We start from the raw sequence: 19,291 nt of genomic DNA on the forward strand, positions 1-19,291 counted from the left end.
TAAATGGAAACCAAGGCCAATTTCGTTCTGATCGGCGCCGTGACGGTCCTCGGCGTGCTGGGGCTGCTGGGGCTGCTGGTCTGGTTCGCGAAGGTCGAGATCGACCGGCAATACGCGCAGTACGAGATCCTGTTCGACAGCGTGTCGGGCCTGGGGATGGCGGCCGACGTGCGGTTCAACGGGCTGTCGGTGGGGCAAGTGATCGGACTGGAACTGGATGCCGAAGGATCCGGCAAGGTACGGGTCAGGATCGAGGTCACCGCCGACACCCCGGTCAAGACCGACAGCACCGCGCAGCTGAATTCGCAAGGCGTGACCGGCGTGTCCTTCGTTGCGCTGACCGGCGGCAGCCCGGGGGCTGCGCTGCTGCGCAAGGTGGCCGCTCCGACGCAGATCCCGCTGATCCCCTCGGAACGGTCGGCCGTTCAGGCCCTGACCGAAGACGCCCCCGACCTGGTGGCCGAAGCGGTGGACGCGATCCGCGAATTCCGCAGTTTTCTCAGCCCGGAAAACCAGCAATCGGTGTCCAACCTGCTGAGCAACCTGGATCGTGCGTCGGGGCAGCTTGACCAGGCGCTGACGGATTTTTCAGACATTTCGACGACCGTGTCAGAGGGCACCGCCGAGATTTCCAAGTTCACCGGTCGGCTTGACGAGATCGGCGAGACGGTGCAGGTCTCTTTGCTCAAGCTCAACGACACGCTGGATGCGGCGAAGCTGGCGTTGAACGAGGTGGAGCCGACGATGCGGTCGGCCACCGCCGCCTTCACCTCGGCTGAAACCACGATCAACGGCGTCGACAGCTTCGTCCAGAACCGCGTGCCGCAGATCGCGGACGATCTGAGCACCGCCATCCGGTCGATCGACACGGCCACCAACGATGTGCGGGTCCAGCTGGACAAGGTGCTGGCGCAGCTCGGCGGATCGGCCGACGCGGCGACGCAGCGTTTTGTCGAACTGGAAACCACCATCGCGACGCTCGATGCCACGCTGGCCGAAGCGCGCAGTTCGCTGGCCGCGGTCGAAAGCGCATCGGTGAATTTCCAGGGGCTGGTGGACGGCGAGGGCACCGCGCTGGTGGTCGACGCGCGCGCGACGCTGAAATCGGTGCAGGACTCGATCTCCGGGATCGACGCGGTGTTCCAGAAGGACATTCCTGAAACCGTCACCGAAATCCGGGACGCGGTCACCGCCGCGACCCGCGTGATGGACCAGGTTTCGGCAGATGTCTCGGCCTTTACCGACCGGATCGATCCGTTGGTCGACAGTGGCGACGAAACGCTGAAGGCCGCGACCGAAACCTTGCAGAACGCCAACCGCACGCTGGCCAACCTGGACAGCGCGCTGGCGGTGACCGAAGAAACGCTGGACGTCGCCAAGCGCACCTTTTCCCAGGCCGAGACGGCCATCACGTCTGACCTGAGCCCGGCGATTTCGGATATCCGCACGGCGGCGGGCCAGTTCGAAACGACGATGGCGACCCTGGCCGAGGACATCCCTGCCGTCACCGGCGACCTGCGCGAAGCCACGGCGCGCGCGCTCGACGTGATCGAGCAGATCGACGCCACGGTCAGCGCCAGCACGCCGCCGATCCGCAGCTTTGCCGAAACCGGCCTGCCGGAATTCACCAAGTTCGCGCGCGAGGCGCAGCAACTGGTCTATCGGTTGGAACAATTGACCAAGAAGATGGAACGCGACCCCGCGCGGTTCTTCTTCGGCAACAACATTCCCGAATTCAGGAGATAGGCCGAGATGACATTTCGCATCGCTATTCGTACCGCCGTGTTCGGACTGGGGGTTCTGGCCCTGGCCGGGTGCAGCGGCCTGGCCGGCATCCAATCGGCGTCAAAGCCGCTCAACACGTTCGAACTGACGCCGCTGCCGGCGGAAACGGTGCCCGCGCCGCGCGGCCGGCGCCTGCTCGAAGTCGCGTTGCCGACCGCGACCGGGGCGCTGAACAATGACCGCATCGCGATCAAGCCGACGCCGCTGGAAATCCAGTCGCTGCCGGGGGCGCGTTGGGTCAACGAGGCGACCGAGCACGTCCAGTTGCTGCTGGTGCGATCGCTGGCCAATTCGGGCCGGTTCGGTCTGGTGTCCGCCGCGGGCACGGGTCCGTCGCCGGATTATGTCTTATTGACCGATCTGCAGGCGTTCCAGGCCGAGCTTGTCGGCGAAGAACCGATGGTGGTCATTCGCATGACCTTGACCCTGCTGCGCGGCTCCGATGGGTCCGTGGTGTCGTCGCGCGGCTTCAGCAACGCGGTGGCGGTCACCGGCACCTCGGCGGAGCTGATCACGACCGCCTTCGATGCGGCCATGACACAGCAGTTGACCGATGTAGTCACCTGGTTGGTCCGGAAAACGGGGGCGTGACGCGAGTGGTCTTACCCGGATTTAGTGGAGAGCGTTTAGCTCACTTCGCGAGCCCCGCGCAGGAATGCGATAGGGCTTTTGAAGCCAAGCGATGAATGTCGCCTGACTGGGTTATAGAACCCGTCGATGTATCTGGCGATGGCGTTTTCAGCCTGTTCCCGGGTTTGCCAGGCGACCGGCCGGATCAGTTCCGACTTGATGGTCTTGAAAACTTGATGGTCTTGAAAAAGGTCTCGACCATCGAATTGTCGTAGCAGTTCCCCTTGCCGCTCATCGAGAACAGAATGCCGCGTTTCCTAAGCTCGGCTTGGTTACCGACAGAGCAATATTGGCTGCCACGGCCGCTATGATGACCCAACCCGGGTGCGGGATTGCGGTTCACGATGGCGTGCCGCAGAGCCTCGACGGCGAGGCTGCGCTTCAGCCGGTCACTCGTCGCCCAGCCCACGGCCCGCCTCGAGTAGAGATCAATGACCACCGCGAGGTAGAGCCAGCCCTGCGCCGTCCAGATGTAGGAAATGTCAGCGCCTCATTTCTGATCTGGCTTCTCGGCCCGGAAGGCCTGGGCGATCAGGTTGAGGGCGACCGGCCAGGCATGCTGGCTGTCCGTCGTCCGCTTGAACCGCCGCTTCTGCCTTGCCACGAGGCCGTTCTCGCGCATCAGCCGGGCCGTTCGGTGACGCCCGATCCGGTGCCCGTCGTCAATCAGATCCCGGTGCATCCGCGGGTTGCCACAGGTGCCGTTCGACAAAGCGAAGGCCGTGCGGATAAGGGCGAGGCAGACCATATCCTGCCGCTGGCGCTGGTAGGCCGGGCGTTCCCGCCACGCAAAGAAGCCGCTCTGGCTGACACCTAGAGGCTGGCACATGCGGCTGATGGGAAAGCTGGCCCTCTCCGTTTCGATGAAGGCACAGCTCATCGACTTGCGTCTTTCGCGAAGAAGGCTGCGGCTTTTTTAGTATGTCGCGCTCCTGCTTCAGCACCACATTCTCCTTGCGCAGCCGCTTCAGCTCGGCCCGGAGATCGGCCTGGTCTTCCGCAGGCTCCTCGGCATCGCGATCCTGCCTCCCCCAATCGCGTCAGCGTTGAGAGGCCAATGCCGAGATCATCTGCGATTTCACGTCGTGTGCGTCCGCTGGTCAGCGCCAACCGAACTGCTTCACGCCGAAATTCCGGCGTCGGTCGTTTCCAACGGGACAAAGAACACCTCCTGGTTCCTCAGTTGGTGCTCTCCACTTTTTCCGGGTAAGTCCAATCCCGAGTGTGGATCATTGAGTGGATAGCCGTTTCAAAGTGTACCATATCAAATTGAAGAAAAAAGACTTTCTCGATTGACGATACTCCCGCCGGAAGCGAGGTCCGAAGGAACATTCTGGAAGCGTTTTTCCGAGGGATGAGGCCTTCGCCAAAGGCGCGGATGATCCGGCGGCCGCCGCCGGGCCTTGCCCGGGCGCGATGAACCGGCCACTCTGCGGCAGTCCCGAGGGAGACCGCGATGACCGTCTATGACCCGCTCAACACGCTGAAACCCGTGGCCCCGGACCTGTGGCTGATCGACGGGCCGGCGATCCGGTTCTACGGCATGCCGTTTTCCACCCGTGCCACCGTGGTGCGGCTGGCAGATGGCGGGCTCTGGGTGCATTCGCCGACCCTGATGACCGAGGATTTGCGCGCCGAGCTGAACGCGCTTGGCCCGGTCCGGCACCTGATCGCGCCGAACTGGATCCACTACGCCTATATCGGCCAGTGGCAGGCGGCGTTTCCCGGGGCGCTGGCCTGGGCCGCGCCGGGAGTACGGGAACGGGCGGCAGGGCGCGGCATGGAATTGCGCTTCGATCGCGATCTCGGGCCGGACGCGCCAGAGGACTGGGCCGGGCAGATCGACCAGATGATCGTCGAGGGCAGCAAGGTCCATCGCGAGGCGGTGTTTTTCCACCGCGCGTCGCGCACGCTGATCCTGACCGACCTGATCGAGAATTTCGAGGCGGCGAAACTGCCCTGGTGGATGCGGATCGCCACCCGGCTGGCCGGGATACAGGACCCGGACGGGCAGATGCCGCGCGACATGCGGCTGACCTTTGCCGGGCATCGCGACCGGTTGCGCGACGCGGTGGAACGGATGATCGGCTGGGGCCCGGAGCGGATCATCCTGGCGCATGGCCGCTGGTACGACCGCGACGCGGTGGCGGAACTGCGCCGGGCGTTCCGCTTCGTGCTTTGAGTCGGCCGTTTCGGCGCGGTGGTCTCATCCGCCGTTAACCCCTGCCCTGCTATCCCGCTGACCGCGTGAAAGGGCCAGGGGAAAGGACCAAGGATGAACAAGGCGATTACCGACGGTGTGGTGTTCATGCCCACCGCATTCGAGGCCGGGCTGGACGTCTGGTCGAGCGGCGACGGCACGCCGGGGTCGGACACTTACGAAAACGCGGCCAACGCGGCCTATGTGCCCGCCGATGCCGATTTCTCCGGCTGCCTGGAACTGCAGAAAACCGCGGCCACGCAGAAACTGCGCTACATGGGGCAGACGCCGCTTTTCCCGGGCACCTACCTGCGGATCACCGCGCGGGTGAAGGCGATCAGCGGCAACCTGCCGACGGTGCGCATCGCGGGCTGGGCGGGGGATGGCGGCGGCGCCCATGTGAGCGGGCTGACCGAAACCGGCCCGGGCGTGACGCTGAGCGATTACGGCCGGGTGGTCGAGGTCAGCGCCATCGTCGGGTCGGGCAATCGCGGCGGCGTCGACATGGTCTGGGGCAACGTGCCGGTGTTCGGCCATTTCGGGCTGGACCTGACCGGGGCGAACGGCGGCGTGGTGCGGATCGACGACATCGCGATCGAGGATGTCACCCAGGTGTTCCACCGCAACCTGATGAACTGGGTCGACGTGCGCGATTACGGTGCGGCGGGCGACGGCGCCACCGACGACGCGGCCGCGTTCGAAGCCGCCGACGCCGCCGCGCAGGGGCGCCGGGTGCTGGTGTCGGCGGGAAGCTATTACCTCGGCTCCAGCGTAACGCTGGAAAACCCGGTGCAGTTCGAGGGCACCGTCACCATGCCCGACAGCGCCATCCTGTCGCTGACCAAGAGCTTCGATCTGCCCACCTATATCGACGCGTTCGGCGACGAGATGCAGGGGTTCCGCAAGGCGTTCCAGTCGCTGCTGAACAATTCCGATCATGAATCGCTCGACCTCGGCGGCCGGCGGATCAGCGTCGACGGACCGATCGACATGCAGGCGGCGGTGCCCAACCGGACCCAGTTCGCGCAGCGCCGCCATATCCGCAACGGCCAGTTCTACTGCGAGGCATCGAGCAACTGGGACACCGAGGTCTTCACCTCGACCGCGAGCTATGTGGCGTCCGATCCGCTGCGGCTGAGCAACGTCGCCAATATCGCCAACATTCCCATCGGCGCGCTGATCACCGGCAATGGGGTCGGGCGCGAGGTCTATGTCCGCGACAAGAATGTGGCGACCCAGGAAATCACCCTGTCGGCGCCGCTGTTCGATGCGGTGGGGACGCAGAGCTACACGTTCACCCGCTACAAATACATCATGGATTTCAGCGGCTTCGCGAAGCTGTCCAAGTTTTCCATGTCGGATATAGAGTTCCAGTGCAACGGCCGGGCCAGCGGTGTCATGCTGGCCCCGGCGGGATTGATTTTCCACCTGAAGGATTGCTTCTTCACCTCTCCCAAGGACCGCGCCGTCAGTTCGATCGGCGAAGGCTGCCAGGGGATGCTGATCGACCGCTGCCAATTCCTGTCGAACGAAACCGGGATGCGGGTGCAGGACCGCACGACGGTCGCTCTCAACGCCAATTCCAACGACGTCAAGCTGCGCAACAACCGGGTGACGCAGTTCCGCCATTTCGCGGTGCTGGGCGGCACCAGTTCGATCATCACCGGCAACCACTGGTTCCAGGGCGACGACGAGGACGAGGGCGTGCGCACCGGCGGGCTGATCCTGACCAGCCCGCACAACCGCGCCACGATCAACGGCAATTACATCGACAACTGTTCGATCGAATGGACCAACGAACACGATCACGAACCGGCGTTCAGCAACGAATATTCCTTCAGCGCGCTGAACATCACCGACAACATCTTCCAGTCGATCGGATCGGCGCCCTGGTTCCGGTTCATCGTGGTCAAGCCGCACGGGACCGGCCATTTCATCAGCGGGCTGAACGTCACCGGCAACATCTTCCGGTCGATCCACGGCACGCTGAACCGGGTCGATTATGTCGACACCAGCTATGCCGATCTGGATTACAGCCGGATGCGCAACATCACCGTGCAGGGCAACATGTTCAACGCCATCGGCCAGGGCATCGCCAACCCGGCGGTGGTGCAGCATGCGCAGAACACCGTCGCGGGCAGCTGGACGGTGGATTGCGCAGGTCCCCTGCCCTTCGGCGGCTATGCCCAGAACGTGCAGGCACTGGTGACCCGGTCGAAGATCAAGAACGCCGCCAACGTGGCGAATTACGATCAGCCCTACGTGGCGGTGGAACAGGGAGCGGGCCGCGATCAGGTCACGCTGCATTGGTCCGAGCCGGTCAGCGGCGACGTCTCGGTCACGGTGCGGATGGATAATGTTTGATCTGCGGTGGTCGGAGGAGGGCCCGACCGCGCGGTCGGGCCTTCGCCCGGTGCGCGCCGGGGGGCGGCGCTATCCGGAACTCAGGCCGAGATCGCTGGGCGTCAGCGTGAAGGCCTTGCCGAAGCCGCCGTTCAGATAGGCCCGCGTCACCTCGAACAGCACGAAGGAAAAATCGGCGAAGCCGATATAGAGCTTGGCCTTGGGATGGCCTTGCAGGTAGTGCGCGGCCAGATCCTCATGCCCGTCCTGCCCGTGGCGCAGGAACCGGGCGGTGGCCTGCAGCGTCAGGCGCGGATGGATCAGCGGATCGCCCTTTTGCCCCGGTTCGCCCGGCAGCAGCGAACAGGCCGGATTGGCCTGCAGCGCGCGGGTGTGATGGGCGAGATCCGACACCAGGCTGAGCGGCCGGCCAGCGGGCGAGGTGCCGACGGCGACACGCGCCACCAGCGGCAGGCCGGTTTCGGCTTCGGTCACGCCGAGCGCGCCGAAACGGGCGGCGTCGATCAGGGAGCGGGCCAGCGCGCGGGCTTCGTCATCGGTGGGGCGGATCAGGTCGGGCATGGCGGCAAGCTAGGCGCCAGCGGCCCGGATCGCAAGCGGTCCGGCAGAGTAATCATCGGCGCGAAGCCGGGCCCTGCCGAGGCTCAGAATTCTTTCCACAGGCCCAGTTTCAGCCCCCGGTCCTTGCTGCTGGTCACTTCCTGGGCGAAGCCGAATTCGATCTGCCAGCCCCGGCCGATGTCCCGGGTGATCGAGGGCACGAGGCGCAGGAAGGCCGGATCGCCCGCCGCCTTGCCGCTTTGCACCTGCATGAGCAGCTTGTCGCGCCTGCCGCGGTTCAGCCCGAAGGTCAGGTCGGCCTTGTAGTCGGTCAGGTTGGTGCGCAGGTTCAGTTCCGCCGCGGTTTCCAGCGACACCCAACCACCCCCGAAACCATAACCGTAGGACAGGCCGGGCCGGAAGGTCGGGTTGCCCGCAATTTCGCCCAAACCGGCTTCGATCGCGAAACGGTGCGCCCCGGTCGCGGCCCCCAGCGGCCAGCGCAGGAAGGCGATGGATTTCGTATCCCCCGACACCCCACGCCCCAGATCCAGCCCGGCGGTCAGGCGCGGGGTCATGCCGTATTCAAGGTAGATCCCGGCATAGTTCTGTCCGCCCGACCCGGTTTCGAGAAGATAGGCGCTGGATGAATAGAACCCGCGGCCCTCGTCGCGCAACCATGCCCCTGCCAAGGCCGGAACCGGCAGCAGACATAAGATGAATGCGAGAATGCGGTGCATAATATTCATGATAGCACCAGCTTGAGAAAAATTTTAAAAAAATATCCGATTACCACCGGCAGATTTTGGATTACCCGCGACCGGTGCTAGGCTGGAGGGGCTTAGGGGAGGACACCACATGCCCACGATTTCGCAAAACAGTGATTTCCAGACGGTCATCACCACCTTTGAAATGACGCCGGGCACCTGCCAGGATCTGCTCGACGCGCTGTCGGATGCCTACGAGAATTTCATTTCGAAACAGCCCGGTTTCATTTCCGCCGGGTTGCATGTGAACGACGCGCAGACGCGGATTGCCAATTATTCGCAATGGCGCAGCCGCGAGGATTTCCAGGCCATGCTGCGCAGCGACGAGATGCGGCGGCGCAACCGCGAGATTTCTGGCCTGTGCAAGACGTTCGAACCCGTCATGTACGACGTGGCGCGCAGTTTCGACTGAGCAACGCGCCTTTCGGGCTGCCCGGTGCAACACAGGGCCGCGCCCTCCTTCGGGTAGGCGCATCGGACCTTCGTGTTTGTCAGTTTATCCTGCCGCCCCCAACGACGTCCAAGCCGCATCCAACGTCACCAATGCGCCCTCCCAAGGGGGGGCGGGAGGGCGCGGCCCGGCGGCGCGAGTCGCCTTGTTCCGGGCCGGTCAGTTCCAGACGTATCAGACCGCTTTGTGAACCCAATCGACGATGGCCGGGGCCGGCATCGCCCCGGATTGCCGCGCCCGTTCGCGCCCGCCGGCAAAGGCGGCCATGGTCGGGATGCCGCGGATGTTGTAGGCGGTGCCGGCCTTGGGGTGGGCTTCGGTGTTCAGCTTGACCAGCCGGGCCTGGCCGTTCAGCGCCCCGGCGGCCTTGGAAAATTCCGGCGCCATCATCCGGCACGGGCCGCACCAAGGCGCCCAGAAATCCACCACCAGCGGCAGGTCGTCGTTGCGGGCGGCTTTCTGCAGGGTGGCGAAGTCGACCTCGACCGCCTTGGCAGGGATCAATTTGGCGCCGCAGGTGCCGCATTTGGGACCGGCGGACAGCTTGTCATCTGGGACGCGGTTGACCTGGCCGCAGTCCAGACAGGTGATTTTCTTCGACGCCATGACGGGCTCCCTCAAACACATCTTGTCTTGCGCATATAAGAGGCAACAACCTTGAAACAAGAGCAAATCTCAACATCGCTCTTGCCATGAATCAGATGTCGCCCCATATTTTCAACTGCGACGTTACTCTCTATCGACCACGGCCATTTACCGGCTCAGTTATTCGATCTTGTACTGACGAGCCGGGCTGCCGCACTTCCGCGGGCAGCAAAATAAAGGAGACTACGGAATGCCCACTGGCACCGTGAAGTGGTTCAACACCACCAAAGGTTATGGTTTCATTGCCCCCGACGATGGCGGCAAGGACATTTTCGTTCACATTTCGGCGGTCGAGCGTTCCGGCCTGACCGGCCTGGCCGACGATCAGAAAGTCAGCTACGAGCTGCAATCGGGCCGCGACGGCCGCGAAAGCGCCGTGGACCTGGCGCTGCTGTAACGCTCAGGCGTTACCGGAGATCGAAGCCGCCCCAAGGGGCGGCTTTTTTATTGAGGCCCGCAGCAGTAACGCCGGGCAGCGCCCGACCGCGGGTGGGCGCGCAAACCTCAGTGTTTGGCAGTTTATCCATCCGCCACATCAAACGTATCTGCGTCGCACGAACCGTGAAGAAGCGCCCGCCCGTGTGGGCGGTCGGGCGCTGCCCGGCGGCGCGGAGCGCCGCTATTCGGGCGGGGAAAATCCGGAAGGTCAATCCAACCGTTCGATCAGCTCGATCACCTTCGGACCCAGCCCCTCGACGATCAGCCGCACGCCGTCGGCATTGGGGTGAAGCCCGTCGGGCTGAAACAGGTCGCCCAGCATGGCCGGATCGGTTTCACCCAAACCCTCGAAGAAGCTTTCGGCGTAGAGCGTGCCGAACTCGGCCGACAGTTCGGGCCAGATCGCGTTGATTTCGCGTTGGTAGTCGGGCCCGAAATTGCCCGGCGCGCGCAGACCCACCAGCAACACCTCGACCCCCTTGTCCTGCGCCACTTGCAGGATGCCGCGGATATTGGCGCGGGTGACGGCCGGATCGGTGCCGCGCAGCACGTCGTTGCCGCCAAGCGCCAGGATCATGCCCTGCACGTCCGCGGTCAGCGACCAGTCGATCCGCGCCAGCCCTCCGGTGGTGGTGTCGCCCGACACGCCCGCGTTGATCACCCGCGCCTCGGCGCCGTGATCGGCCAGCCAGGCGCGCAACTGCGGCACGAAACCATCCTGTTCGATCAGTCCGTAGCCCTGGGTCAGGCTGTCGCCGAAGGCGATCAGCGCCGGCGGCGCGGCAAGGACGGGGTGCGCCGATATCAGCAGCAGGCTCGCCAACACCTTGCCCCGCAGGCGCCCGGCCCCATATGACACTAAAGTTTTCAATGAATTGCAGAACCGCATGTCTGACCCCATTCTTTCCCTTACAGATGCAACTCTTTCGCTCGATGGCAATGCCGGTCGGGTGGAAATCCTCCATGGCATCACCATCGATGTCCAGAGCGGCGAAAGCCTCGGGCTGGTGGGACCGTCCGGGTCCGGCAAGTCTTCGCTCCTGATGCTGATGGGCGGGCTGGAACGGGCGACATCGGGACAGGTGCAGGCGCTTGGCCATGACCTGACGGCGATGGACGAGGATCAGCTGGCCCGGTTCCGCCGCGACGCGATGGGCATCGTGTTCCAATCCTTCCACCTGATCCCGACCATGACGGCACTGGAAAACGTCGCGACACCGCTGGAACTGGCCGGCCATCGCGATGCATTCGACCGGGCGATGGAGGAACTGAAGACGGTGGGGCTCGAGGCGCGGGCCGACCATTACCCGTCGCAGATGTCGGGCGGCGAACAGCAGCGGGTGGCGCTGGCGCGCGCCAGCGCCCCGCGGCCGCGCATCCTGCTGGCGGATGAACCCACCGGCAACCTGGACGAAGCCAACGGCGCTGCGATCATCGATCTGCTGTTCGGGCTGCGCGACCGGCACGGCGCGACGCTGGTTCTGGTCACCCACGCGCCGGAACTCGCGCGGCGCTGCGACCGGGTGGTGCGGCTGCGCGACGGGCGCATCGACGGCGAGGCCGCGGCATGAGCCTGGGCATCGCCGCGCGGCTGGCCCGGCGCGAACTGCGCGGCGGTCTGAAGGGGTTCCGCATCTTTTTGGCCTGCCTCGTGATGGGCGTGGCGGCGATCGCCGGGATCGGCAGCATACGGTCCGGGATCGAGGCCGGGCTGGCGCGCGAGGGCGCGGCGCTGCTGGGCGGCGACGCGGAGATGGAATTCACCTATCGTTTCGCCAGCGAGGCGGAACGCGGCTGGATGGAGGCGCGGGCGCTGGCGGTGTCCGAAGTGGCCGATTTCCGGTCGATGGCGGTGGCGGGCGAGGCCCGCGCGCTGACGCAGGTGAAGGCGGTCGACGATGCCTACCCGCTGGTGGGCGCGGTGGAACTGGCCCCTGAAATGCCGCTTGAACAGGCCCTTGCCGGTCGGCAGGGCCTTCCCGGCGCGGTGCTGGACCCGCTTTTGATTTCCCAGCTTGGCGTTGAAATCGGCGACACCTTCCGGCTGGGCACGCAGGACTTCGTGCTGAGCGCGGCGCTGACCCGCGAACCGGACGGGGCGGCGGACGGGTTCATGCTGGGGCCGCGGTCGCTGGTGCGGTCGGACGATCTGGCCAATTCCGGCCTGCTGGCACCGGGGACGCTTTATTCCACCAAGTACCGGCTGGACCTGCCCGAAGGCGCCGACCTGCCGGCGCTGGAGCGTCAGGCGAAGGCGTCTTTCGAAGACAGCGGGCTGCGTTGGCGCGACGCGCGCAACGGCACGCCGGGCATCGCGACCTTCGTGGACCGGCTGGGCGCGTTTCTGATCCTCGTCGGTCTTTCCGGGCTGGCGGTGGGCGGTGTCGGGGTATCCTCGGCCGTACGTGCCTATCTGGCGGGCAAGACGCAGGTGATCGCCACCCTGCGCAGCCTCGGGGCAGATCAGAAGCTGATTTTCCAGATCTATTTCCTGCAGATCGGGGCGCTGTCGGCGCTTGGCATCGTACTGGGAGTGTTGCTGGGCGGCGGCGTTCCGATGTTGCTGGGGCCGCTGATCCGCGCGCAATTGCCGGTTCCGGCCGATTTCGCGCTCTACCCCGCGCCGCTGGCCGAGGCGGCGGTCTATGGAGCCCTGACCGCGCTGATCTTCACCCTGTGGCCCTTGGCGCGCACCGGCGAGGTGCGCGCGGCGACCCTGTTTCGCGACGCGATGGCGGGCGCGCGGGCGCTGCCACCGTGGCGTTACGTGCTGATCACGGCGGCGCTGACCGGGGTTCTGATCGCGGTGGCAATGCTGTTTTCGGGCACGTGGACACTGACCCTGTGGACCGCGGGCGGCGTGATGCTGGCGCTCTTCGCGCTGGCGCTGGCGGCGGCGGGGCTGCGCCGCCTTGCCCGTGCATGCGCCCCCCTCGCGCGCGGGCGGGCGGCATGGCGGTGGGCGCTGGCCGCGATCGGCGCGGCGCGGGACGAAGCGACGCCGGTAGTGCTGTCGCTGGGGCTGGGCCTGACCGTGCTGGCCGCCGTGGGACAGATCGACGGCAACCTGCGCGGCGCGATTGCCCGCGACCTGCCGGACAAGGCGCCGTCGTTCTTCTTCGTCGATATCCAGAAGGACCAGGTCGGCGGCTTCTTGACCCGTTTGCAGGGCGACGATCAGGTCAGCCGGATCGAACACGCGCCGATGCTGCGCGGGGTGATCACCAAGATCAACGGGCAACCGGCGAAGGACGTGGCGGGCGATCACTGGGTGCTGCACAGCGACCGCGGCGTGACCTATGCCGGGGCGCAGCCGGAAAACACCAAGGTCACGGCGGGCGAGTGGTGGGGCGCGGATTATACCGGTCCGCCACAGATCAGTTTCGCTGCCGAGGAAGCCGCCGAAATGGGGCTGGGCCTGGGCGACAACATCACGATCAACATCCTTGGCCGCGACATCACCGGGACCGTGACGAGCTTCCGCGAGGTCGATTTTTCCACTGCCGGCATGGGGTTCATCCTGGCGATGAACGAAGCCGCGCTGGCCGGCGCGCCGCATAGCTTCATCGCCACCGTCTATGCCACCGAAGCCGCCGAGGCGGCGATCCTGAACGACCTGACATCAAGCTATCCGAACATCACCGCGATCCGGGTGCGCGATGCGATCGACCGGGTGTCGGGGCTGCTGGACGGGATCGCGGCGGCGACGTCCTGGGGCGCGGCGGCGACGTTGCTGACCGGGTTTTTGGTGCTGATCGGCGCGGCGGCGGCGGGCGCACCGGCGCGGCGTTACGAGGCGGCGGTGCTGAAAACGCTGGGCGCGACACGGGGCAGGATCCTGACGAGCTTCGCCCTGCGCGCGGCGCTTCTGGGCGCGGGCGCGGCCTTGGTGGCGCTGGCGGCGGGGATCGCTGGCGGCTGGGCGGTGATGCATTTCGTGATGGACACCGGGTTCGCCGTGATCTGGCCCTCGGCGCTCGGCATCGTGGCGGGGGGCGTTATGGCGACGCTGCTGGCCGGGATCGGGTTCGCCTGGGCGGCGCTGAACGCACGGCCGGTGGCGACGCTGAGGGGGCGGGAATAGTCCCCTATCGGAACGGCGTGAAACGGGCCGCCTTGACCTCCTTGCCATCCGTGGATTTGATCCGCAGCTCCATCCATTCCCCCCTGGCGAAATCGATCGCTTCGAAGCCGGGGATTTCCGGCGTCCAGTTCCCCGCCTCGTCGATCCTGAACCGGTATTGGGCATCCGGGATCGGGGCTGGCGGCAAGCCGTCGGCTTTCATCCCCATGTCCTGGAACCACAGCTGGTAGGACTTGCCGGTGGGCGCGCCTTGGATTTCGAAGCGGAAGGCGACGGTCTTGACCGGTTGTCCGGTAGTGCTGCCCGCGATCCGGATCAGGTTTCCGGCCGGGGCACGGCGCAGGATGCGAACCCTGATGGTGACCTCCTGCGCGACATCGCCCGCCACCGGCTGCACGGTTGCGTCCGCGCCGCTGCCGGGGACATTGCCGGACGGCGTTTTGCCGCCCGAACCCAAGGGCGAGACGAGAAGCGCGGTAAGAAACAGGATACCCGCCATGCCTGTCATTGTCGGACCCTCCCTTGCTCAGCGGTCCGGTCCATTCAACTTTCCGTGGCCGTCACCCACAATGACCTGCATCAAGCCCCGGCCACGTCGGATTTTGTATAATGAACGAAATGCCTTAACATCACCGCACATGGCGGATGCCGCCAAGCGGCGGGCCGGTTTGCGACACGGGAACCAAGGGGGCCGGAATGTCGGGTTCGCGCGCTTGCGACTCGCCGCCTCACCTGTCACCCATGCGGCACCTGTCCGCTCACCCCCGGGAGACCGATCCGATGACCGATCACAGCACCCTTCCCCTGCCCCTCACCGCGCTCACCCAGGCGCAGCAGCAAAGCCTCGTCAATATCGTGCGCCGTGCGGCGCGGGCGGAAATCCTGCCGCGGTTCCGCAACCTCAGCGCCGGGCAGATCAGCACCAAGTCGGGGCCGAACGACCTTGTGACCGAGGCCGACACCGAGGCCGAGAAGATGATTGCGCGCGGCATCCTGCAGATGTTCCCCAACGCCCATGTGATCGGCGAGGAAGCCGCCCATGCCCGCCCCGAGCTGCGCCACGAGGCGGCCAAGGCGGAACTGGCCTTCATCATCGATCCGGTCGACGGGACGTGGAATTTCGCCCACGGGCTGCCGGTGTTCGGGGTGATCCTGGCCGCCACGCGGTTCGGGCGGCCGGTCTTCGGGATGCTTTATGACGCGATCATGGACGACTGGATCACCGCCGACAGCGAAACCGGCGCGATGATGTTCGGCGCGCGCGGGCCGCACCGGCGGATGCGGACGGCCAAGGGCGGGCCCCTCGGCGATCTGTCGGGCTATCTGCATTTCTACCTGATGGACAAGGACGTGCAGCCGAAACTGGCCGAGGCATTGCCCGATTTCGGCCGCACCGGCACGCTGCGCTGTTCGTGCCACGAATACCGGATGCTGGCGCAGGGCAGCGTCGATTTCTGCCTGTCGGGGGTTCTGAACCCGTGGGATCACGCCGCCGGCGTTCTGATCTGCGAACGCGCGGGCGGCTATGTACAGATGCTGGACGGACGGGAATACGATATCGCGATCAGGGACGGTTATCTGCTTGCCGCCGCGAACGAGGACGTGTGGAACACGGTCGCGGACCGGCTGCGCATGCTGAAGGGCTGAACCGATGACAGCGCAAGTACGCTACCGGGTGATCGGCATGGATTGCGGATCCTGCGCCGCCAAGGTGGAAAAGGCCGCCCGGGCGGCGGGCGCGCGGGATCCCGAGATTTCGCTCAGCACGCAGGAATTGCACCTGAGCGACGCGGCCGAGCCGCTCCTGAGCCGGATAGAACAGAGCGTGACCGAGGCGGGCTACGGGCTGGAACGCCTGCAGGGCGCGGGCCCGGCGCATCTTGACCCGGCCTATCGGCGGGCACTGTGGATCGTGGTGATCCTGAACCTCGGCTACGGCGTGGCCGAGGCGATCGGCGGTTACATCGCCGGGTCGCAGGCGCTGAAGGCCGACGCGCTGGATTTCGTGGGCGACGGGCTGATCACGCTGCTGGCGGTGATCGCCACCGGCTGGCGGCCCGCATGGCGCGCCCGCACCGCGCTGATGCAGGGGATATTCCTGGCCCTGATGGGGTTGGGCGTGATCGGCAACACCGCGGTGAAGGTCTTTACCGGCGCCCCGGTGGAGGCCGGGATCATGGGCGTGATGGGGCTAATCGCGCTGGTGGTCAACGTCGCCGCCGCGCTGGTTCTGATGCCGCACCGCCAAGGCGACGCGAACCTGCGCGCGGTGTGGCTGTTTTCACGCAACGACGCGATCGGCAACGCCGCCATCGTGGTGGCGGCGCTGGCGGTGGGCTGGACCGGGCAACGCTGGCCCGACCTGATCACCGCCTTCGCCATCGCCGGGCTGTTCCTGCATTCCGCCTGGATCATCATCCGGCACGCGAGGCAGGAATTGCGCAGCGCCGGGTGATCACGGCCGCCCGCCCCCAGTAGCAAAAAGCCCCGCCGGAGCGGGGCTTTTCTTTTATTCCGCGGCTTCCGCGTAGTCTTCCATCGGCGGGCAGGTGCAGACCAGGTGACGGTCGCCATAGACGTTATCGACCCGGTTCACCGGCGCCCAGTACTTGTCGACGCGGAAGGCGCCCGGCGGGTAGCAGCCCTGTTCGCGGGTATAAGGCCGGTCCCAGTCGCCGACCAGGTCCTCGACCGTGTGCGGCGCGTTCTTCAGCGGATTGTTTTCCGCGTCGATCCGGCCCTCTTCCACGTCGCGGATTTCGGCGCGGATCGCCAGCATGGCGTCGCAGAACCGATCCAGTTCGGCCTTGGTTTCCGATTCCGTCGGTTCGATCATCAGCGTGCCGGCGACGGGCCAGCTCATCGTCGGAGCATGGAAACCGCAATCCATCAGCCGCTTTGCGATGTCGTCGACGCTGATCCCGGCGCTTTCGTCATAGGGACGGGTATCGATGATGCATTCATGCGCCACCCGGCCCGACGGCGCCTTGTAGAGAACGTCGAACGCCCCCTCGAGCCGCTTGGCGATGTAGTTGGCCGACAGGATCGCGACGCGGGTGGCCTGGGTCAGGCCCTCGCCGCCCATCATCAGGCAATAGCCCCAGCTGATTGCCAGGATCGACGCAGACCCGTAAGGCGCGGCCGAAACCGGCCCCTGTTCGCCGCCGGTTTCCGGATGGCCCGGCAGGTGCGGCACCAGGTGCGATTTCACCCCGATCGGCCCCATGCCGGGGCCGCCGCCGCCATGCGGGATGGCGAAGGTCTTGTGCAGGTTCAGGTGGCTGACATCGCCGCCCAAATCGCCGGGGCGCGACAGCCCCACCATCGCGTTCAGGTTGGCGCCGTCGATGTAGACCTGGCCGCCATGTTCATGGGTGATGGCGCAGACTTCCTTCACCGTTTCCTCGAACACGCCGTGGGTCGAGGGATAGGTGATCATGCAGCCGGCAAGGTTTTCGCTGTGCTCGGCCGCCTTGGCAAGGAAATCGTTGAGGTCGATGTCGCCGTTTTCCATCGACTTTACCGGCACCACCTTCCAGCCGACCATGTGGGCGCTGGCCGGATTGGTGCCATGCGCGCTCATCGGGATCAGGCAGACATTGCGGTGCCCCTGCCCGTTGGCGCGGTGATAGGCGGAAATCGTCAGCAGCCCGGCATATTCCCCCTGCGCGCCGGAATTCGGCTGCATCGAGAAATCGTCGTAGCCGGTGATATCGCAGAGCTTCGAGCTCAGGTCGTTGATCATCTCGTGATAACCGGCGGCCTGATCGGACGGAACGAAGGGGTGGATATCGGTGAATTCCGGCCAGCTGATCGGTTCCATTTCGACCGCCGCGTTCAGCTTCATGGTGCACGACCCCAGCGGGATCATCGCACGGTCCAGCGCCAGGTCGCGGTCGGCCAGACGGCGCATGTAGCGCATCATCTCGGTTTCCGCCCGGTTCATGTGGAAAATCTTGTGATCGAGGATCGTGGTTTCGCGCAGCGCGTTGTCGGGCAGCCGCCAGTCGCCGGGCTGATCGTCGGCACGGGTGATGCCGAAGGCGCGCCAGACCGCCTCGATGGTTTCGGGCACCGCCGCTTCGTCCAGCGTGATGCCGACCTTGGTGGTGCCGACCGGGCGCAGGTTGATGCCCTCGTCGACGGCGGATTTCAGCACCGCCTGCTGCAGCGGGCCGACCTCGACCGTGACGGTGTCGAAGAAGGTTTCCGGTTCCACCTTGAACCCGGCCTGTTCCAGCCCCTGCACCAGACGAACCGCCTTGCGGTGGATCTTCTGCGCGATCGCCTTCAGCCCCTGCGGGCCGTGGAACACGGCATACATCGAGGCCATCACGGCCAGCAGCGCCTGCGCGGTGCAGACGTTCGAAGTCGCCTTTTCGCGGCGGATATGCTGTTCACGGGTCTGCAGCGCCAGCCGGTAGGCGCGGTTGCCGCGCGCATCAACCGACACGCCGACGATCCGGCCCGGCATCGCCCGCTTGTAGGCGTCGCGGCAGGCCATGTAGGCCGCGTGCGGGCCGCCATAGCCCAGCGGCACACCGAAACGCTGGGTCGAGCCCACGGCGATATCGGCGCCCATCGCGCCCGGTTCCTTCAGCAGCACAAGCGCCATCGGGTCGGCGATCACGATCCCCGCCGCCTTGGCTTCGTGCAGCGCGTCCATCAGGCCGGTGAAATCGCGCACGTGGCCATAAGTGCCGGGATACTGGAAGATTGCGCCGAACACCTTGTCGGCCTGCAGATCCTCGGGCGCGCCGACGATCACCTCGATGCCCAGCGGCGCCGCGCGGGTCTTCATCACCGCGATGTTCTGCGGATGGCAGTTTTCATCGACGAAGAACACCTTGGCCTTGGATTTGGCCACCCGCTGCGCCATCGTCATCGCCTCGGCCGCCGCCGTCGCCTCGTCCAGCAGCGAGGCGTTGGCGATCTCCAGCCCGGTCAGGTCGCTGACCATGGTCTGGTAATTCAGCAGCGCCTCGAGGCGGCCCTGCGAAATCTCCGGCTGGTACGGCGTGTAGGCGGTGTACCATGCGGGGTTTTCCAGGATGTTGCGCTTGATCGCGGGCGGCGTCACCGTGCCGTGATAGCCCATGCCGATCAGGCTGGTCAGAACCTTGTTCTTGTCGGCCACCTCGCGCATGCGGCGCAGCATCTGGCGTTCCGACAGCGCCTTGCCGAAACTCAGCGGCGCCTGCTGGCGGATCGTTTCGGGCATGGTTTCGCTGATCAGCTGTTCCAGCGTGTCAACGCCGACCACCTTCAGCATCTCGTCCATCTCGATGGGCGACGGGCCGATATGGCGGCGGTTGGCAAAATCATAAGGCAGGTAATCGGTTGGCTGGAACGGCATGCCAGGCTCCTCGGTTTGCGCTTGCGGGCTT

The 19,291-nt window shown here is 65.7% G+C and carries 16 protein-coding genes and 1 pseudogene; 10 read left to right on the forward strand and 7 right to left on the reverse strand.

The genetic code is table 11. The features are described from left to right. Positions 1 to 3: 3 nt before the first annotated feature. Together IT775_RS05760 and IT775_RS05765 are read left to right on the forward strand one after the other, a co-directional pair. On the forward strand, positions 4 to 1,746 hold the full coding sequence (locus IT775_RS05760; protein WP_212700139.1) for an MlaD family protein: 1,743 nt from the start codon (positions 4 to 6) through the stop codon (positions 1,744 to 1,746). Positions 1,747 to 1,752: 6 nt separating this feature from the next. Continuing rightward, the gene (locus IT775_RS05765; RefSeq protein WP_212700140.1) at positions 1,753 to 2,376 is read left to right on the forward strand and encodes an ABC-type transport auxiliary lipoprotein family protein; all 624 of its coding nucleotides are present in this window, start codon (positions 1,753 to 1,755) and stop codon (positions 2,374 to 2,376) included. Between the two features lie 35 nt (positions 2,377 to 2,411). On the opposite strand, the pseudogene IT775_RS05770 reads toward IT775_RS05765, so the two are convergent. After that, positions 2,412 to 3,576 (reverse strand): annotated as a pseudogene (locus tag IT775_RS05770) (IS3 family transposase). A gap of 295 nt (positions 3,577 to 3,871) precedes the next feature. On the opposite strand from IT775_RS05770, the gene IT775_RS05775 reads away from it, so the two are divergent. Together IT775_RS05775 and IT775_RS05780 are read left to right on the forward strand one after the other, a co-directional pair. Next, a complete protein-coding gene (locus IT775_RS05775; protein ID WP_212700141.1) occupies positions 3,872 to 4,597 on the forward strand; it encodes a DUF4336 domain-containing protein in 726 nt (241 codons plus the stop codon). A gap of 93 nt (positions 4,598 to 4,690) precedes the next feature. Further along, positions 4,691 to 6,979: a glycosyl hydrolase family 28-related protein gene (locus IT775_RS05780; RefSeq protein ID WP_212700142.1), complete on the forward strand. Its 2,289-nt coding sequence runs from the start codon at positions 4,691 to 4,693 to the stop codon at positions 6,977 to 6,979. A gap of 69 nt (positions 6,980 to 7,048) precedes the next feature. On the opposite strand, the gene IT775_RS05785 is transcribed toward IT775_RS05780, so the two are convergent. Together IT775_RS05785 and IT775_RS05790 are read right to left on the reverse strand one after the other, a co-directional pair. After that, positions 7,049 to 7,540, reverse strand: a complete 492-nt coding sequence (locus IT775_RS05785) for a HugZ family pyridoxamine 5'-phosphate oxidase (RefSeq protein WP_212700143.1) — start codon at positions 7,538 to 7,540, stop codon at positions 7,049 to 7,051. An 83-nt stretch (positions 7,541 to 7,623) separates the two neighbouring features. Further along, positions 7,624 to 8,268: a hypothetical protein gene (locus IT775_RS05790; protein WP_212700144.1), complete on the reverse strand. Its 645-nt coding sequence runs from the start codon at positions 8,266 to 8,268 to the stop codon at positions 7,624 to 7,626. Positions 8,269 to 8,377: 109 nt separating this feature from the next. Between IT775_RS05790 and IT775_RS05795 the strand changes: the two genes are divergently transcribed. Next, positions 8,378 to 8,698 carry an antibiotic biosynthesis monooxygenase family protein gene (locus tag IT775_RS05795; RefSeq protein WP_212700145.1) on the forward strand — a complete coding sequence of 107 codons (321 nt, stop codon included), beginning with the start codon at positions 8,378 to 8,380 and terminating at the stop codon, positions 8,696 to 8,698. A 213-nt stretch (positions 8,699 to 8,911) separates the two neighbouring features. Here the strand turns inward: IT775_RS05795 and trxC are convergent, their stop codons facing one another. Beyond that, positions 8,912 to 9,343: a thioredoxin TrxC gene (trxC, locus tag IT775_RS05800; protein WP_212700146.1), complete on the reverse strand. Its 432-nt coding sequence runs from the start codon at positions 9,341 to 9,343 to the stop codon at positions 8,912 to 8,914. A gap of 229 nt (positions 9,344 to 9,572) precedes the next feature. On the opposite strand from trxC, the gene IT775_RS05805 reads away from it, so the two are divergent. After that, a complete protein-coding gene (locus tag IT775_RS05805; protein ID WP_212700147.1) occupies positions 9,573 to 9,779 on the forward strand; it encodes a cold-shock protein in 207 nt (68 codons plus the stop codon). A gap of 249 nt (positions 9,780 to 10,028) precedes the next feature. On the opposite strand, the gene IT775_RS05810 is transcribed toward IT775_RS05805, so the two are convergent. Continuing rightward, positions 10,029 to 10,679: an arylesterase gene (locus IT775_RS05810; RefSeq protein ID WP_343231111.1), complete on the reverse strand. Its 651-nt coding sequence runs from the start codon at positions 10,677 to 10,679 to the stop codon at positions 10,029 to 10,031. A gap of 28 nt (positions 10,680 to 10,707) precedes the next feature. On the opposite strand from IT775_RS05810, the gene IT775_RS05815 reads away from it, so the two are divergent. Both IT775_RS05815 and IT775_RS05820 read left to right on the forward strand, forming a co-directional pair. Next, positions 10,708 to 11,391 carry an ABC transporter ATP-binding protein gene (locus tag IT775_RS05815; protein ID WP_212700148.1) on the forward strand — a complete coding sequence of 228 codons (684 nt, stop codon included), beginning with the start codon at positions 10,708 to 10,710 and terminating at the stop codon, positions 11,389 to 11,391. Further along, positions 11,388 to 13,904: an ABC transporter permease gene (locus IT775_RS05820; RefSeq protein ID WP_212700149.1), complete on the forward strand. Its 2,517-nt coding sequence runs from the start codon at positions 11,388 to 11,390 to the stop codon at positions 13,902 to 13,904. The genes IT775_RS05815 and IT775_RS05820 overlap by 4 nt, the downstream gene beginning before the upstream one ends. A 4-nt stretch (positions 13,905 to 13,908) precedes the next feature. On the opposite strand, the gene IT775_RS05825 is transcribed toward IT775_RS05820, so the two are convergent. Continuing rightward, positions 13,909 to 14,412 (reverse strand): hypothetical protein, encoded by a 504-nt coding sequence (locus tag IT775_RS05825; protein ID WP_212700150.1) that lies wholly within the window; start codon positions 14,410 to 14,412, stop codon positions 13,909 to 13,911. Between the two features lie 272 nt (positions 14,413 to 14,684). Here IT775_RS05825 and IT775_RS05830 point away from each other — a divergent pair, with 272 nt between their 5' ends. Together IT775_RS05830 and IT775_RS05835 are read left to right on the forward strand one after the other, a co-directional pair. Next, positions 14,685 to 15,551, forward strand: coding sequence for an inositol monophosphatase family protein (locus IT775_RS05830; RefSeq protein ID WP_212700151.1), 867 nt, complete (start codon positions 14,685 to 14,687; stop codon positions 15,549 to 15,551). Between the two features lie 4 nt (positions 15,552 to 15,555). Then, positions 15,556 to 16,359: a cation efflux transmembrane domain-containing protein gene (locus tag IT775_RS05835; protein ID WP_246525363.1), complete on the forward strand. Its 804-nt coding sequence runs from the start codon at positions 15,556 to 15,558 to the stop codon at positions 16,357 to 16,359. A gap of 54 nt (positions 16,360 to 16,413) precedes the next feature. On the opposite strand, the gene gcvP is transcribed toward IT775_RS05835, so the two are convergent. After that, positions 16,414 to 19,260, reverse strand: a complete 2,847-nt coding sequence (gene gcvP, locus IT775_RS05840) for an aminomethyl-transferring glycine dehydrogenase (RefSeq protein ID WP_212700152.1) — start codon at positions 19,258 to 19,260, stop codon at positions 16,414 to 16,416. Positions 19,261 to 19,291: the final 31 nt, after the last annotated feature.

This window comes from Thalassovita aquimarina (genome assembly GCF_018219815.1).
Taxonomy (GTDB): Bacteria; Pseudomonadota; Alphaproteobacteria; order Rhodobacterales; family Rhodobacteraceae; genus Thalassobius; species Thalassobius aquimarinus.

Excerpts from the sequence above, each read along its gene's own strand:
- IT775_RS05765 (WP_212700140.1), top strand. The coding sequence starts at position 1,753 with ATGACATTTCGCATCGCTATTCGTACCGCCGTGTTCGGACTGGGGGTT.
- IT775_RS05820 (WP_212700149.1), top strand. The coding sequence starts at position 11,388 with ATGAGCCTGGGCATCGCCGCGCGGCTGGCCCGGCGCGAACTGCGCGGC.
- gcvP (WP_212700152.1), bottom strand. The coding sequence starts at position 19,260 with ATGCCGTTCCAGCCAACCGATTACCTGCCTTATGATTTTGCCAACCGC.
- IT775_RS05780 (WP_212700142.1), top strand. The coding sequence starts at position 4,691 with ATGAACAAGGCGATTACCGACGGTGTGGTGTTCATGCCCACCGCATTC.
- IT775_RS05760 (WP_212700139.1), top strand. The coding sequence starts at position 4 with ATGGAAACCAAGGCCAATTTCGTTCTGATCGGCGCCGTGACGGTCCTC.
- IT775_RS05835 (WP_246525363.1), top strand. The coding sequence starts at position 15,556 with ATGACAGCGCAAGTACGCTACCGGGTGATCGGCATGGATTGCGGATCC.
- IT775_RS05790 (WP_212700144.1), bottom strand. The coding sequence starts at position 8,268 with ATGAATATTATGCACCGCATTCTCGCATTCATCTTATGTCTGCTGCCG.
- IT775_RS05795 (WP_212700145.1), top strand. The coding sequence starts at position 8,378 with ATGCCCACGATTTCGCAAAACAGTGATTTCCAGACGGTCATCACCACC.
- IT775_RS05805 (WP_212700147.1), top strand. The coding sequence starts at position 9,573 with ATGCCCACTGGCACCGTGAAGTGGTTCAACACCACCAAAGGTTATGGT.
- IT775_RS05775 (WP_212700141.1), top strand. The coding sequence starts at position 3,872 with ATGACCGTCTATGACCCGCTCAACACGCTGAAACCCGTGGCCCCGGAC.
- trxC (WP_212700146.1), bottom strand. The coding sequence starts at position 9,343 with ATGGCGTCGAAGAAAATCACCTGTCTGGACTGCGGCCAGGTCAACCGC.
- IT775_RS05785 (WP_212700143.1), bottom strand. The coding sequence starts at position 7,540 with ATGCCCGACCTGATCCGCCCCACCGATGACGAAGCCCGCGCGCTGGCC.
- IT775_RS05830 (WP_212700151.1), top strand. The coding sequence starts at position 14,685 with ATGACCGATCACAGCACCCTTCCCCTGCCCCTCACCGCGCTCACCCAG.
- IT775_RS05825 (WP_212700150.1), bottom strand. The coding sequence starts at position 14,412 with ATGACAGGCATGGCGGGTATCCTGTTTCTTACCGCGCTTCTCGTCTCG.
- IT775_RS05815 (WP_212700148.1), top strand. The coding sequence starts at position 10,708 with ATGTCTGACCCCATTCTTTCCCTTACAGATGCAACTCTTTCGCTCGAT.